Consider the following 14,597-nt stretch of genomic DNA (forward strand, 5'->3'; position numbering starts at 1 on the left):
AGAGTGTTGCCAGGAAACTTGAGTGCAACTATATCAACTTTCCAGGGAGGGGGCAAGCCCTGAACCGCCGGGGCAGAGGGGAGCTAGAGCCCGTCCACCACGCCGAAATCCTACCCCCGCCCGCCTGACAGCGGCCTCACGGGGAGCTGAAGCGGCCTTCATGGGAAGTGTGGGCATGGAAGGGGTGGGCATACTGGGGGTCATGCCCCGCGTCTTCTTCCGGCTCCGCGCCCCGTCTCCCGCGCCGGGGGCCACTCTTTTCCTGACCGGGACACACCGGGGCTGGAGCGACGAGCCGCAGGGCTGGACCTTCGCCCCGGACGGCACGCTCGCCGCCGAGTTGCCCCAGGGAGCGCTGCTGAACGTGAAGGTGCGGGCGCTGAGACCAGACGGCACCGTCACCGAGGAGGGGGACGCCTGGGGAGGCCGTGCTCCAGCCCACCGGCTCGTCGTGCGCGGCGACACCACCCTCGACCTCCCGGTGGCGGGCTGGCAGGACGGGCAGGGGGGTCAGAGCCGTCCTACCCGCAGCGCTCCCCCGCGCGAGACGGTCACGCTGGCAGCCCCCTGGGGCGAGCAACCCGTGCGGCTGTGGTGGCCGGAAGACGCCGGGGAAGACCTGCCGATGCTGATCCTGCACGACGGACAGAACGTGTTCGACGAGGGGCCGACCTTCGCGGGCGAGAGCTGGGACGCGGCGGGGGCCGCTCAGGCATTGGCCGACGCGGGCCTGCCCTGCCTTATCGCTGCCCTCCCCGTGAACGAGGAACGCAGCCGCCGCTACGTGCCTTTCGCCTTCGAGATGAACGGCTTCGCGTCCGGTGCGGACGAGTACGCGGACTGGCTGCGCGGCGCCTTGCTGCCGCATCTGCGTGGGCGCTTCGGACCCGTAGGACCGGAACGGGTCGCGCTCGCCGGGTCCTCCTTTGGCGGGCTGATCACCGCCTACGCGGGGCTGCGCGATCCCAGTACCTACGGCACCCTCGGCGTATTCAGCCCCGCAATCTGGCCCGCCGACCACGCCTTCCTGCGCTGGCTTGAGGGCAGAAGCGACCCCCAGGCCCGCGTGTGGCTCGACATGGGCGACCACGAGGGCGACACCGTGGAGAGTGCCGCCGCCCTCGTCGCCCTGACCCACGACCTCGCCGCCCGGCTCCGCCCGGTGGTGCGGGAAGTGCGGGTCACGGTGGGAGAGGGCCACTGGCACGACGAGGAGGCGTGGCGGGCGCGGCTGCCGGGGTTCCTGCGCTGGTGGTTGGAAGGGCTGGGCGGCTAGGCCAGCAGGTCCCGCGCGATGATCAGCTTCTGAATCTCGCTGGTGCCCTCGTAAATCCGCAGCAACCGCTGGTCGCGGTAGTAGCGCTCCACGGGCGAGTCCTTCATGTAGCCCATGCCCCCGGCGACCTGCACGGCCTTGTCCGCCACCTGAGAAAGCATCTCGGTCGCGTGTAGCTTGGCGACCGAGGCCATGCGGCGCACGTCCTGCCCCTCGTCCACCATCCAGGCGACCTTCTGCCACAGCAGGCGCGAGGTCTGGATGGCGACCTCCATCTCGGCGAGCATGAACTGCACGGCCTGAAACTCGGCGATAGCTTGCCCGAACTGCTCGCGGGTCTTGGCGTGCGCCACCGAGAGGTCCAGCAGCCGCTGCATCGCGCCCGTCGAGCGTGCGGCGATGCCCACCCGGCCGTTCGTCAGGATGCCCAGCGCCTCGCGGTAGCCCAGGTGCTCGGGGCCGAGGAGGTTCTCGGCCGGAATCTCGGCGTCCTCGAAGATGACCTCGGCGGAGAGTGAGCCTTTCTGCCCCATCTTCTCGTCGATCTTGCCGATGGTCACGCCGGGCGTGGTCTGCGGCTCGACCATAAAAGCGCTCATGCCGCGCGTGCCCTTCGACGGATCGGTGATGGCGATGACCGTCAGCAAGCCAGCAATGGGCGCGTTGGAGATGTAGTGTTTGGTCCCGTTCAGAATGTAGGCGTCGCCCCGGCGCTCGGCCCTGGTCCGGATGTTGGCGGCGTCCGACCCGCTGCTGGGTTCGGTGATCGCAAAGCCCGCGACGCACTCGCCGCTCGCCATGCGCGGCAGGAAGCGCTGTTTCTGCTCCTCGGTGCCCAGCCGCACCAGCCCGCTCGTGCCGATGCTCGCGTGGGCGCTGATCACCCCGCCAAAGCCCATGTGCCCCTGCCCCATCGCCTCGTACACGGCGCAGCGGCCCAAGGCGCCCAGCCCCACCCCGCCGTACTCCTCGGGGATGCTCAGGCCGAACAGCCCCAGCTCGGCGGCGCCGCGCATCAGCTCGGGCGGGACCCGGTTGGTGTCCTCGATCTCGCGGGCACGCGGCTCGACCACGCCCAGCATGAAGTCGCGCACGGCCGCCTGCATGTCCCGCAGGTCCTCGGGCAGGGTGAAGTTCATAGGTGGGCCTAGGGTAGCGTCTAGAAGCGGCCCGGCTTGCAGGCTCCGCAGGTTTTTCTCTCGACTGGGTGCAAAATGCCTGTGCCAGAACTGGAGAGTTGGAGTTGCCATCGGCTGAACATCTCCGATCCTCTTCCCCTGCGGGACTCGTAGAACTGCTTGCAGAGAGGGCCTCACGCAGTGAGGGTTGAGGGGACGTGCGACCACCCCAGCCGCCCACCCAGGGCCAACGGCCGCGTTGAGATCGGTAGGGATAAAAGCCTGCAAGCTACGAAGATAGATTGACATCCCGCCCCGCCGCGTCTAAGCTGTGTGGGCCTGCGAAAGCGGTGCGTGCGGTGGGTTTAGCTCAGTTGGTTAGAGCGCCGCTCTGTGGAAGCGGAGGCCGTGGGTTCAAATCCCATAATCCACCCCACTTTCCCCCGGACCCTGCCCAGTGGCGAGGTTCGGGGTGTTTTTTAGCGTGTGCGCGGGGATGGCGGAACTGGTAGACGCACCAGACTTAGGATCTGGTTCCCGTAGGGAGTGAGGGTTCAAGTCCCTTTCCTCGCACCAACAGGTGACTTCCCCCTGCCTCGGCGGGGGATTTCGCTTTGGCCGGGCCTCTTTGCGCTTGCGGTCGGCTCCCCTCGCGCGAAAGGTGCGCGAGGCTCTATGATGCGCGGCGGCATGCCGCGTGCCCGCAGCCGCGCCGCAGTTTTCGCGGGGTGCACGTGGCCGCAGACAACACACGAGGACTCCGCCTCCTCCCGCGTGCACGTGGGCAACTGCGCGAGCGCCGGGAGCAGGGGCGGCCGAACAGAGGAGAGCTATGGCAGAGCTGATTAGCAAGGAAGGCAACAAGGTGCAGTTTCAGGTGGCGGTGCCCGCCGCCGAGGTCAACCGCGCCTACGAACAGGTGTGGGCGGGCCTCGCGCGGGACGTGCGCGTGCCTGGCTTCCGCCCCGGCAAGGCGCCGCGCAAGGTGCTCGAAGGCCGCGTGGGCAAGGGCTACGTCGAGCAGGAAGTGCGCGACCGCCTGCTTCAGTCCCACTACCCGCAGGCCGCCCGCGAGCTGAAGCTCAACCTCGTCGACGCGCAGATCGACCCCGGCGCCCTCCAGAGCGGCCAGAGCTTCACCTTCACGGTGCGCGGCGAGACGTACCCCGAAGTCACCCTGGGTGACTGGCGCTCGGCGCAGCTCACGGCGGCGGCCCCCGAGATCACCGACGAGGTGCTGGAGCGCACCCTCTCCGACCTTCAGGAGCGCAACGCGACCTTCCAGACCGTGGAGCGTCCCATCGAGGCGACCGACCAGGTCACCATCGAGGAACTCGGCGAGGGCGAGGGCGGGTCCTACCCCGTCTACCTCGACGTGGCCGAGGCGCACGTGCGCGACGCCCTGATCGGCAAGAACGTAGGCGACGAGGTCGAGATCACCGTGCCCGCGCACAGTCACGGCGACCATGAGCACCCCGAGCACACCGTCCGGGTGCGGGTGCAGGGCGTGCAGACCAAGCAGCTTCAGGAACTGGGCGACGAGTTCGCCAAGTCGCTGAACTTCGAGTCGCTGGAGCGCCTGCGCACCGACCTGAAGGCCGAGCTGGAGCGCCGCGCCCGTCAGGAGGGCGACGCCGCCCGCCGCGAGGAGTTCATCGAGCACCTCGTCTCCGGGATGCAGGCCGAGATTCCCCAGGCGCTGCTCGACCGCCGCCGCGACGCGATGCTCGAGGAGATCAAGGACGACCTCGGCCGCCAGGGCGTGAAGTGGGGCGAGTACGAGACCTTCATGCAGGAGCAGGGCAAGCTCGACGAGTTCATGGGTGACCTCGCCAAGAACGCCGAGAGCCGCGTTCGCCGCGATCTGGCCCTCGAGCGCCTCGCCGAGGACCTGAACGTGCAGGTCAGCGACGCCGAGTTCAGCCAGACCATGACCGCGCTCGCGCAGGCCAACAACCTGACCCCCCAGCAGCTTCAGAGCCAGCTCGGGCCGAACGGCATCAACGCCTACTACATCAGCATGGTGCGCGAGCGCGGCCTCCAGCAGGCGCTTGCCGGGCTGACGGCGGGCGAGTCGGCGCAAGAGGCTGGGAGCACCGCCGAGGCCAGCCAGCAGGACGGCGAAGGAACGACCGGCGAGGCCGCCGAGGGCACGCAGACCGACGGCGAGGGCGGCACCGAGCAGGGCGCGGCCCAGCAGGACGCGACCGGCGCGGCTGAGGGCCAGACCGAGAAGTCGGAATAACACCGTCCACACGCGCGGGGGGCACGTCCACAGGGACGTGCCCCCCGCCTTTTGACTGCCGCCACAACACTGCACTCGATTCATTGAACGGCTGTTCAAAGAATGCTAGCGTCGGCCCATGACGACCGATTCCGGGGCCAGCCCCCACCGCCCCAGCCTGGGCATCACGGCGCTGGGCGCCTACGCCCCCGCGCGGGTGGTCAGCAACGCCGACTTCGAGGCGCGGTTGGACACCAACGCCGAGTGGATCGAGAGCCGCACGGGCATCCGCGAGCGCCGCTTCGCCGCCGAGGACGAGTACACCTCGGACGTGGGGGTGGGCGCCGTGCGCGACCTGCTCTCGCGCGACCCGGAGGCCCTGCGCGAGGTGGACGCCGTGATCTGCGCGACCGTCAGCCCCGACGCGCTGATGCCCTCCACCGCTGCCCTGATCGCCATGCAGGTGGGCCTGACCGGGGCCGCCGCCTTCGATCTCTCGACGGCGTGCAGTGGCTTCGTGTACGGCCTGAGCGTGGCACAGGGCCTGATCCTGGCGGGGACGGCGCGGCGGGTGCTGGTGGTGGGTGCCGAGGCCCTCTCCAAGATCGTGGACCAGGACGACCGCAATACTGCCATCCTCTTCGGGGACGGGGCGGGCGCGGCCGTCGTGGGGCCGGTGCCCGCGGGGTACGGCTTTCAGCAGTTCGTGCTGGGGGCGGACGGCGCGGGGGGGTCGAGCCTCTACCTGCGCTGCGCCGCGCCCCGGCTGCCCGGCGGCTTCGAGATGGGGGAGACGGTGGGCATGAACGGCCGCGAGGTCTTCAAGTTCGCCGTGCGCGTGCTGGGCGACAGCGGCAACGAGGTGCTCGCCAAGACGGGCCTGAAGAGCAGCGACGTGGACTGGGTCGTCCCACACCAGGCCAATATCCGCATCATCGAGGCGGCCAACGAGCGCTTCGGGGTGCCCATGTCGAGGACGGTCGTGAACGTGGACCGCTACGGCAACACGTCAAGCGCGACCGTGCCGCTGGCGCTGCGCGAGGCGCTGGACGACGGCCGCATTCAGGATGGGCAGCAACTCCTGCTCGTCGCCTTCGGGGGTGGCCTGAGCTGGGCCGCCGGGACGATGCGCTGGTGGGCCGGAGCGCCCAGCCTGAGCGCCCGCGCTGCCGCCCCCGCCGAGGTCCCCGCGTGAAGATCGCCGCTCTCTTTCCCGGCCAGGGGTCGCACGCGGTCGGCATGGGCGCAGACCTGGCCGCCGCCTTTCCCGAGGCCGGGGCCGTCTACGCCGAGGCCGAGGCCACCCTGCCCGGCCTGCGCGGCCTGATCGAGACGGGGCCACTGGAAGACCTCACCCTGACCGCCAACCAGCAACCCGCCCTCGTGGCCGCGTCCGTCGCGGCCTTCCGGGCATGGCAGGCGCAGACGGGGCTGACTCCAGCCTTTGCGGCGGGACACTCGCTGGGCGAGTACTCGGCGCTGGTGGCCGCTGGGACGCTGAGCCTCGCGGACGCGCTGCGCCTGACCCGCAGGCGGGGCGAACTGATGCAGGCGGCCGTCCCCGTCGGCGCCGGAGCCATGAGCGCGGTGATGGGCGACCCGGACGTGGTGCGCGAGGTCTGCGTCACGACCCCCGGTATCGTCCAGCCTGCCAACTACAACGCGCCCACCCAGACGGTGATTTCGGGAGAGAAGGCCGCCGTGGACGCCGCCGCTGCCGAACTGAAGGCGCGGGGCCTCAAGGCCATTCCCCTCAAGGTGAGTGCGCCCTTCCACTGCGACCTGATGGCCCCGGCGCGGGAGGGGCTGACGCCCGACCTCCACGCGACCGCCTTCGGACCGCTCGCCTTCCCGGTCTACGCCAACGTGACCGCCGGGGCCAACACCGACCCCGCCGCCCTGTCCGACCTCCTCGCCCGCCAGATCACTGGGAGCGTGCGCTGGGTCGAGACGGTTCAGGCCCTGGCCGACGCCGGGGCCGAGGTCTTCGTGGAGTTTGGCCCTGGCACAGTGTTGACCGGCCTGGTAAAGCGCATCCTGCCCGACGTCCGGACGCTGAACGTGGGCACCGCCGAGCAGGTGAGGGGCTTCCAGCTCCCCGCGCCCATCCCCCAGTCCTAACCCTTTACGGCGGGCCGCCTGTCGTGGGCGGCTGGCCGCTTTCAGGAGACCCATGACCGATCCTCAACCGCAGCCCACCCCCTCCCCGCGCGTCGCCCTTGTCACCGGCTCCAGCCGGGGCCTGGGCCGCGCAATGGCCCTCTCGCTCGCCCGTGCGGGCTTCAGCGTGGCCGTCCACTACGGCCGCAACCAGGCGGAAGCCGAGAAGGTCGCCGAGGAGATTCGCGCCCTCGGCGTACCCGCGCAGGTCTTCGGCGCCGACCTCTCCACCCCCGCCAACGCCAGCAGGCTTGTCGAGGACGTGATCAAGACGATGGGCCGCCTCGACGTGCTCGTCAACAACGCGGGCATCACGCGGGATACCCTCGCCATCCGCATGAAGGACGAGGACTGGCAGGCCGTCATCGACACCAACCTCGGCAGCGCCTTTGCCGCCAGCCGCGCGGCCATCAAGCACATGATGCGGGCGCGGGCGGGACGGATCATCAACATCGCGTCCGTCGTCGGGCTGATGGGCAACCCCGGTCAGGCCAACTACGTCGCCAGCAAGGCGGGCCTGATCGGGCTGACCAAGGCGCTCGCCAAGGAGTACGGCGGGCGCGGGATCACCGTGAACGCGGTCGCCCCCGGCTTTATCGAGTCGGACATGACGGCCGGGCTGCCCGAGGAGGTGCAGAAGACCTACCTGGGCGGCATTCCGCTGGGGCGCTTCGGCCAGCCGGAGGAAGTCGCCGCGCTCGTCACCTTCCTCGCCTCGGACGCCGCCGGGTATGTCACCGGGCAGGTCATCGGGGTGGACGGCGGGTTATACCCCCACTGACGCGGGACGCGGGCAGAGGTTGAACCCCGTCCAGGCATGTCGGCACAGGGGGGAAGCGCGTGTACACTGGCGCGAGACTTCAGGTTCAAGGAGGAACAGAGCATGGCGACATTTGAAGACGTGAAGGACGTGATCGTCGAGAAACTCGGCGTGGACGCGGACAAGGTGACCCCCGAAGCCCGGTTTGTCGAGGACCTCGGCGCCGACAGCCTGGAAACGGTCGAGCTGATCATGGGCCTCGAGGACCGCTTCGGCATCACCATCAGCGACGAGGACGCCGAGCAGATCCGCACGGTGCAGGCGGCCATCGACTACATCGGCTCGCAGCAGTAAGCGCGGGCATCGGGGCCGGGGAAGGCTTGCGGGAAACCGTGGCCCTGCCCGGCTCCTCCCTTGACCCCCAGGGGAGAGGAGGCAGCATGAGCGTGACAGGACTCAGGCGCGTGGCAGTCACCGGGCTCGGCCCCGTGACGCCCATCGGGACCGGGGCGCAGGCCTTCGCCGAGGCGCAACGGGCGGGCAAGAGCGGCATCGGCCCCATCACCCACTTCGACCCCTCGGACGTGGCAAGCAAGATCGCGGGCGAGGTGCGCGACGACTTGACCGGGTTCGTGGACTCCCGCGAGGCCCGCAAGCTCGACCGCTACGTGCAGCTCGCGCTGGTGGCGGCGGAACTCGCCGTGCGCGACAGCGGGCTGACCGAGGATGAGCTGCGCGGCGAGCGCACCGGCGCGGTGATCGGCTCGGGCATCGGCGGGGTCAAGACCTTCGAGGAGCAGGCGAACGTGCTGCGGACGCGCGGCCCTGGGCGCATCAGCCCGATGTTCATCCCGATGATGATCGCCAACATGGCGACCGGGCACGTCGCCATGCGCTACGGGGCGACCGGCCCCAGCAGTACGGTGGTCACCGCCTGCGCGACCGGCACGGGGTCGGTGGGCGACGCGGCCCGCTATATCCAGCTCGGGCTCGCGGACGTGATGCTCGCGGGCGGCACCGAGGCGGCGGTCACCCCTATCGCGGTCGGCGGCTTTGCCAACATGAAGGCCCTCTCGACCCGCAACGACGCCCCCGAGGAGGCCAGCCGCCCCTTCTCGGCGTCCCGCGACGGCTTCGTGCTGGGCGAGGGCGCGGGCGTGGTCGTGCTGGAGGACTACGAGAAGGCGAAGGCCAGGGGCGCCACCATCTACGCCGAGATCGTGGGGTACGGCACCAGCGCCGACGCGCACCACATCACCCTCCCGGCTCCCGAGGGCCGCGGGGCGCAGGTCGCCATGCGGATGGCCCTCGCAACGGCGGGCGTGAACCCCGAGCAGGTGGGCTATATCAACGCGCACGGCACCAGCACCCACTTCAACGACCTGCACGAGACGCAGGGGATCAAGCACGTCTTCGGGGCACACGCCCATGAGCTGGCCGTCAGTTCCACCAAGTCCATGACCGGGCACCTGCTGGGCGCGGCGGGCGCCGTGGAGGCCATCGCGGTTGCGCAGGCCCTCCACGACGGCATCCTGCCGCCCACCATCAACCTGACCGACCCCGACCCACTGCTCGACCTCGACTATGTCCCGGAAGGGGCGCGGGAAGGGAAAGTCGAGTACGCGCTGAGCAACTCCTTCGCCTTCGGCGGGCAGAACGCGGCGCTGCTGTTCAAGCGGGCGTAAACGCGGTCTAAGTTCCTCCAGCCGTTAAATTCAGCCTCCATCTGGAACAATGGTGACCCGGCCCCGAGCCGGGTCGTCCGTTTCCTTCCCGTCTCTCGCCCGCCCGAGGTTGCCCGCTGTGTCCGCTTCCCGCCCCCTGCCCGCTGACCCCGCCCCATCCCGCACCCGCCGCCGCCCCGCTCGCCGGACGGAGGAAACCGGGCGGACCTTCAGCACGGTCGCCAACCCGGAGAGCGCCTTTCTCAACCGCGAGCTGTCGTGGCTGGCGTTCAACGCTCGGGTGCTGGCCGAGGCGCGGGACGAGCGCAATCCGCCACTGGAGCGGCTGCGGTATGCGGCGATTTGCGGGAGCAACCTCGACGAGTTCTTCATGGTCCGCGTGGCGGGCGTGCACCGTCAGATCGCGGCGGGAGTGCAGACCCCCGGCCCCGACGGGCTGCTGCCCCGGCAGACGCTGGGGCTCGTGCGCGAGCGGACCCACGACATGCTGCGCCAGATCGAGCAGGCGGCCCGGCGCACCCTCGACGACCTCGCGCGGGAGGGGGTGCGCTTCTCACGCATCGGGGACCTGGGCAAGCGGGCGCGGGCGACCCTGCGCGAGCGGTACCTCGCCGAGATTCAGCCGGTGCTGACGCCCTTGGTGGTGGACCCCAGCCACCCCTTTCCGTACCTCAGCAACCTCAGCCTCAACCTGGCGGTGCTGCTGGGCGCGGGCGAGGGCGAGGCCCCCGACTTCGCGCGGGTCAAGGTGCCGGTGGGCGTGCTGCCGCGTGTGGTGGCGGTCGAAGGCCGCCTCGTGCTGCTGGAGGACGTCATCGCCGCGCACCTCGGGGAGCTGTTCAAGGGCCGCACGGTGCTTGCCGCCCACCCTTTCCGGGTCACCCGCAACACCGATTACGAGTTCGAGGAGGAGGAAGCCGAGGACCTCCTCGCGACCATCGAGGACGGGTTGCGGCGGCGGCGCTTCGGGTCGGCGGTGCGGCTGGAGGTGGGGCAGGGGATGCCCGCTCCGCTGGTGACCTTCCTGCAAGAGCGGCTGCGCCTGGCCCCCGAGGACATCTTCCGGCTGGAGGGGCCGCTGGGCACCGCCGACCTGATGAGCCTGCCGGTGGACCGCCCCGACCTCGCCTTTCCGCCCCACGTGCCCGCCGTGCCCGACCTCGGCGACGAGGAGGAGGGGGGTCTCTTCGACGTGCTGAATGCGGGCGACGTGCTGCTGCACCACCCGTATGACGGCTTCGAGGGGGTGCTGGCTTTTCTGGAGGAAGCTGCCGCCGACCCGCAGGTGCTGGCGATCAAGCAGACCCTTTACCGTACTGGGGACGACCCCCGCCTGCTGGGGGCGCTGCGCAAGGCGGCCGAGAATGGCAAGCAGGTCGTCGCCCTGATCGAACTCAAGGCCCGCTTCGACGAGCAGCGCAACATCTCGTGGGCCAGAAAGCTGGAGCGGGCCGGGGCACACGTGGTCTACGGGGTCGCGGGCCTCAAGACCCACGGCAAGGTCACGTTGATCGTGCGCCGGGAGGAGGGGGGCTTGCGCCGCTACGTCCACATCGGCACCGGGAACTACAACCCCAAGACCGCCCGGCTGTACACCGACCTCAGCCTGCTCACCGCGCACGCGGGGCTGGGGGCCGACGTGTCCGAGCTGTTCAACCACCTCACCGGGTACGCGGAGGCCACCTACGCCCACCTCCTCGTCGCGCCGGACACGGCCCGCTCCGGCCTCGTGGCCCTGATCGACCGTGAAATCGCCCATGCGGAGGCGGGTCAGGACGCCTGGGTGCGGGTCAAGGTCAACTCGCTCACCGACCCCGGCATGATCGAGGCGCTCTACCGGGCTTCAGCGGCGGGCGTGCGCGTCGAGCTGATCGTGCGGGGCGTGTGTTGCCTGCGCCCCGGCGTGCCGGGCCTCTCGGAGAACATCCGGGTCCGCAGCCTGCTGGGGCGCTTCTTGGAGCACGCCCGCATCTTCGCTTTTGGGGGCGCTGGAAGCCCCGAGGTCTACTTCGGCAGCGCCGACTGGATGAGCCGTAACCTTGACCGCCGGGTCGAGGTCATCGCCCCCGTCCTCGATCCCACCCACCGCGACCAGTTCCTGCGGGTGCTGGCGACCGAGTGGGCCGACCAGCGCGGTTCCTGGGAACTGAACGTGGAAGGTGTGTATAAGAAGCTGCCGGGGGACTTCAGCGCCCAGCGGGCTTTCGCGGAAGCGCGGCACTCGGGGTGAGGTCAGGGGAAAAGAAAACGGACGCCTCCGAGGTGGGGCGTCCGTAAGAGTTTTGAGAGAGAGGAAAGGGAAGGATCAGAGGACGCCGTAGTCGTTGGCCCCTTCAACTTTGACGGGCTGCTTCAAAACGCCGTAGTCGTTGGCCCCTGCCTGAGCGACCGAGATACCGAGAGCTGCCAGAACCGCCAGGACCTTCACGATTTTTTTCAGGGACATGGCGGTATTGTAACCACAAGCGATGACTCTAGATGTGGAGCAGTTCTCAGACCTCCAGGCATACTTCGATGCCGGGCGATATGACGCCGTCATAGCCTATTTGACCGACTTTCCCCCGACGACACCGGAAGGTTGGCGGATGCTAGGAATGGCCTACATGGTGAGCGGGCAAGTCCAGCAGGCAGAGTTGCCACTCATGCGTGCCGCAGAGCTGGGTGATGACGAGGCCCGAGTTGAATACGGGAATGTCTTGCGCCTTCAAGGTCGTTTTGCTGAAGCCATTCGGCATTTCGAGCGAATTACGCCTTCCCTCGGAGGAGAGCTGGCGCTGCGGGCACAGCGGTGGTGGGGAACGGCTGAGTTTCAGGCGGGACAGATGGTGGAGGGCCTCGAACGCTGCGAACAGGCTTGGCGCGGCTATATGGCTCTGGGGGACGACGAGCGTATCGGGCGTATTACGCAAACCGTCGCGCAGATGCTTGTTCAGACGGGTGAGGTTACGCGGGCACAGCACCTCTACCAGGAAGCGATAAGGCTTTTGCCCAAAGACAGAAATCCTGTCGCAAGACTTTCAGCCCTGACTGGTCTGGCAAATGTCCAGGTTCTCACGGGAGATTTCCGTGGAGCAAGGAGTACGATCGCCCAAGCTCATGAGGTGTTGACCCAGACGAATGCTATGAGGCCCCGCGCCTACCTCCTCGCCGTCGAGGCCGACTTGCACCGCCTGACCGGGGACCATGCGGCCCACCTCCAGGCGCTTGAGGAGTTGCGGACCATCGTGGAAACCACGCGCGACTTCGAGCTGCTGACGTGGACGGCGACCCGGATGGCCGACCTTTACAGCCGTCAGGGGCAGCACGCGCGGGCGCTGGAGGTGCTGCTCGACCTCGCGCCGGACGCGACGCACCCGGCGGTCACCATGACGCGGGGCGTCCTGCTGCGGCGGCGGCAGCATCACGCGCAGGCCGCCGAGCACCTGACGCGGGCGCTGGAATCGCAGACGCTGGGTGAGGGCCAGCGGGTGCGGGCGTTGCTGCATCTGGCCGAGGCGCAGTCGGGGCTGGGGCAGGCCGACGAAAGCCTGCGGACCTTCCGCGAGGCGCTCACTGCCCTGATCGCCGCCCGCGACCGTATGCTCTACCGCCCCGATCTGCACGAACTCGCCAACCTCGTGCAGCGGGCACTGCTCGATCCCGACCTCGCGCCCGACACGCAACTCGTGCTGGAAAAGCTCAACGTGCCCGGCAGCGAGACGCCCGTCTCCGGGGCGCTGCACCTGCGGGTGCACACCCTGGGCCGCTCGGAGATCGAGCGCGGAGGCGAGACGATCAACATGAGTCTGGAAGGCGGCGTGCTCACGCTGGTCTACCTCGCCCTGAATCCGGGGCGCACCCGCCGCGAGCTGGAAGCGACCCTCTACCCCGACCGCGACCCCAAGACCGCCGGGGACTACTTCCGGGCCGTGTTCCGCGAGTTGCGGGTGCGGCTGGGGGCCGAGGTGCTCACGATGGAGGGCAGCGCCAAGCAGCCGCGCTACAGCCTGGGGCCGGACGTGCATGTGCATTTGGACGTGACCGAGCTGCGGGCGGCGCTCGCGGCGGGGGACCTTGCGCAGGCACTGGCGCTGTACCGCGGGCCTTTCCTGCCGGGGTTGCGAATGGAGAGCGAGTGGGCCGACGAGGTCCGCGAAGAACTGCGCCTGCTGCTCACGATGGAAGTCCGCACCCGCGTCGCGCAGGCCCGCGAGGAAGGCGACCTGCGCCGCGCCCTGCTGCTCACCAACGAGTTCCTGCGGATCGACGCCTACGACCTCCCCATGCTGGAGGCCCGCGTGGAGATCGCGCGGGAGGTCGCGCCCCCGCAGGAGCTCGCCCGCTACGTGGTGGAACTGCACCGCATGAAGCCCTGAGGGGCAACGGCCGTGTCCCCCGACGACCGCCCCTTCCTGAACCCGCCTGGCCCAGACGCCGCTACGCTCGCCGGGGAGGTGCCCCCCGCCCTCTTTGACCTCGCCGTGAACCGGGCGGACGCGGCCCTGCGGGGCCTGCGCCCCGGCGACCCTGCCCGTGCCCTCGCCACCTGGCATGCCCGCACCCGCTTTGCCCGGCGGGTGCCATTGGCGGCGGTGGCAGAAGCGCTGGCCCACAAGCCTGCCGAGCCTGGCGAATGGCACTGGGCCGGGGGGCCGGGGGGCGGGTGGGTGGCGGGAAAGGCCCCGTTTCCGTGACCGTCTAGCTTAGGCTCGCCGCCAGCACTTCCACTGCCCCCCGCACCGCCCGCGTGATCTCGGACTGGGGCAGGTAGGGGAGGGCTGGGCGGTCTTCCGGCACGGCGAGGGCGACCTCCGGGTTGGCGGGGACGTGCAGGAAGCCGCAGGGAACGTGGGCACGGCCCTCCCCTGCGAGTTGATGCAGGGCGTGATACATCACGAAATTGCAGACGTACAGGCCCGCCGTGTTGCTGATGTCGCCGGGGATGTTTGCCTCCCGCCACGCGGCCAGGATGGGACGCAGAGGCAGGGTGGAGAGGTAGGCGGCGGGTGCCCCAGCGTCCGCGCAGGCAGGGGCGTCGCGGTAGGTCTGCCCGGCGTTGTCGGGGATGGCAAAGTCCATGACGTTCACGGCGACCCGCTCCAGCGTGACCTGGGGACGGCCCGCCGCGAGGCCGGTCAGCAGCACCGCGTCCGGTTGGTGGGCCGCGAGCAGGCCGCGCAGGGCCTCTGCTGCCGCATGGGGTTCGACCGGCAACAGGGCGGACTGCACGCGCACCCCCCCCACCTCCAGCCCATCCAAGGCGCCCGCCGCCTCCGCGCTAGGGTTGACGGGGTGGGTGTGAAACGGCTCGAAGCCGGTGAGCAGCAGCGTGGGCATGAGGGCCAGCATAGGGCGGCGCAGCGCCCTGTTTCGCCTACGCTGGACCGCTATCCTC

At 69.6% G+C, this 14,597-nt stretch carries 13 protein-coding genes, 2 tRNA genes and 1 pseudogene; 13 read left to right on the forward strand and 3 right to left on the reverse strand.

Annotation, left to right across the window (positions count from 1 at the left end; all coding sequences use genetic code 11):
• Window positions 1–202 precede the first annotated feature (202 nt).
• On the forward strand, window positions 203–1,276 hold the full coding sequence (locus F8S09_RS08795; RefSeq protein WP_152871129.1) for an alpha/beta hydrolase: 1,074 nt from the start codon (window positions 203–205) through the stop codon (window positions 1,274–1,276).
• Here F8S09_RS08795 and F8S09_RS08800 read toward each other — a convergent pair.
• A complete protein-coding gene (locus F8S09_RS08800; RefSeq protein WP_152871130.1) occupies window positions 1,273–2,415 on the reverse strand; it encodes an acyl-CoA dehydrogenase family protein in 1,143 nt (380 codons plus the stop codon). The genes F8S09_RS08795 and F8S09_RS08800 overlap by 4 nt on opposite strands.
• A 338-nt stretch (window positions 2,416–2,753) precedes the next feature.
• Here F8S09_RS08800 and F8S09_RS08805 point away from each other — a divergent pair.
• The 9 genes from F8S09_RS08805 (at window position 2,754) to ppk1 (ending at window position 11,453) form a co-directional block, all read left to right on the forward strand.
• Window positions 2,754–2,830, forward strand: a tRNA-His gene (locus F8S09_RS08805).
• Between the two features lie 54 nt (window positions 2,831–2,884).
• Window positions 2,885–2,970: transfer RNA gene (locus F8S09_RS08810), tRNA-Leu, on the forward strand.
• Window positions 2,971–3,226: 256 nt separating this feature from the next.
• Complete coding sequence (tig, locus tag F8S09_RS08815) at window positions 3,227–4,639, forward strand: trigger factor (protein WP_152871131.1); 1,413 nt, start codon at window positions 3,227–3,229, stop codon at window positions 4,637–4,639.
• 118 nt (window positions 4,640–4,757) lie between these two features.
• A complete protein-coding gene (locus F8S09_RS08820) occupies window positions 4,758–5,813 on the forward strand; it encodes a beta-ketoacyl-ACP synthase III (RefSeq protein ID WP_152871132.1) in 1,056 nt (351 codons plus the stop codon).
• Window positions 5,810–6,739 (forward strand): ACP S-malonyltransferase, encoded by a 930-nt coding sequence (gene fabD / locus F8S09_RS08825; RefSeq protein WP_322618673.1) that lies wholly within the window; start codon window positions 5,810–5,812, stop codon window positions 6,737–6,739. The genes F8S09_RS08820 and fabD overlap by 4 nt, the downstream gene beginning before the upstream one ends.
• A gap of 52 nt (window positions 6,740–6,791) precedes the next feature.
• Window positions 6,792–7,559 (forward strand): 3-oxoacyl-[acyl-carrier-protein] reductase, encoded by a 768-nt coding sequence (gene fabG / locus F8S09_RS08830; protein WP_152871133.1) that lies wholly within the window; start codon window positions 6,792–6,794, stop codon window positions 7,557–7,559.
• A 102-nt stretch (window positions 7,560–7,661) separates the two neighbouring features.
• Window positions 7,662–7,892 (forward strand): acyl carrier protein, encoded by a 231-nt coding sequence (gene acpP, locus F8S09_RS08835; protein ID WP_152871134.1) that lies wholly within the window; start codon window positions 7,662–7,664, stop codon window positions 7,890–7,892.
• A gap of 86 nt (window positions 7,893–7,978) precedes the next feature.
• Window positions 7,979–9,223, forward strand: a complete 1,245-nt coding sequence (gene fabF / locus F8S09_RS08840; RefSeq protein ID WP_152871135.1) for a beta-ketoacyl-ACP synthase II — start codon at window positions 7,979–7,981, stop codon at window positions 9,221–9,223.
• Window positions 9,224–9,272: 49 nt separating this feature from the next.
• Complete coding sequence (gene ppk1, locus F8S09_RS08845; RefSeq protein WP_152871136.1) at window positions 9,273–11,453, forward strand: polyphosphate kinase 1; 2,181 nt, start codon at window positions 9,273–9,275, stop codon at window positions 11,451–11,453.
• A 75-nt stretch (window positions 11,454–11,528) separates the two neighbouring features.
• On the opposite strand, the gene F8S09_RS17645 is transcribed toward ppk1, so the two are convergent.
• Window positions 11,529–11,669 (reverse strand): hypothetical protein, encoded by a 141-nt coding sequence (locus tag F8S09_RS17645; RefSeq protein WP_194165285.1) that lies wholly within the window; start codon window positions 11,667–11,669, stop codon window positions 11,529–11,531.
• Window positions 11,670–11,865: 196 nt separating this feature from the next.
• Here F8S09_RS17645 and F8S09_RS18320 point away from each other — a divergent pair.
• From F8S09_RS18320 to F8S09_RS08855, 3 genes and pseudogenes are all read left to right on the forward strand, one after another.
• Window positions 11,866–11,910, forward strand: a pseudogene (locus F8S09_RS18320) (hypothetical protein); the annotation flags it as partial.
• 435 nt (window positions 11,911–12,345) lie between these two features.
• The gene (locus tag F8S09_RS08850; RefSeq protein WP_227978597.1) at window positions 12,346–13,578 is read left to right on the forward strand and encodes a hypothetical protein; all 1,233 of its coding nucleotides are present in this window, start codon (window positions 12,346–12,348) and stop codon (window positions 13,576–13,578) included.
• A 12-nt stretch (window positions 13,579–13,590) separates the two neighbouring features.
• Window positions 13,591–13,896 (forward strand): hypothetical protein, encoded by a 306-nt coding sequence (locus tag F8S09_RS08855; RefSeq protein WP_322618674.1) that lies wholly within the window; start codon window positions 13,591–13,593, stop codon window positions 13,894–13,896.
• A gap of 4 nt (window positions 13,897–13,900) precedes the next feature.
• Here the strand turns inward: F8S09_RS08855 and F8S09_RS08860 are convergent, their stop codons facing one another.
• Window positions 13,901–14,539 carry a pyroglutamyl-peptidase I gene (locus F8S09_RS08860; protein ID WP_152871138.1) on the reverse strand — a complete coding sequence of 213 codons (639 nt, stop codon included), beginning with the start codon at window positions 14,537–14,539 and terminating at the stop codon, window positions 13,901–13,903.
• Window positions 14,540–14,597: the final 58 nt, after the last annotated feature.

It is taken from the genome of Deinococcus terrestris (assembly GCF_009377345.1).
Classification (GTDB): domain Bacteria; phylum Deinococcota; class Deinococci; order Deinococcales; family Deinococcaceae; genus Deinococcus; species Deinococcus terrestris.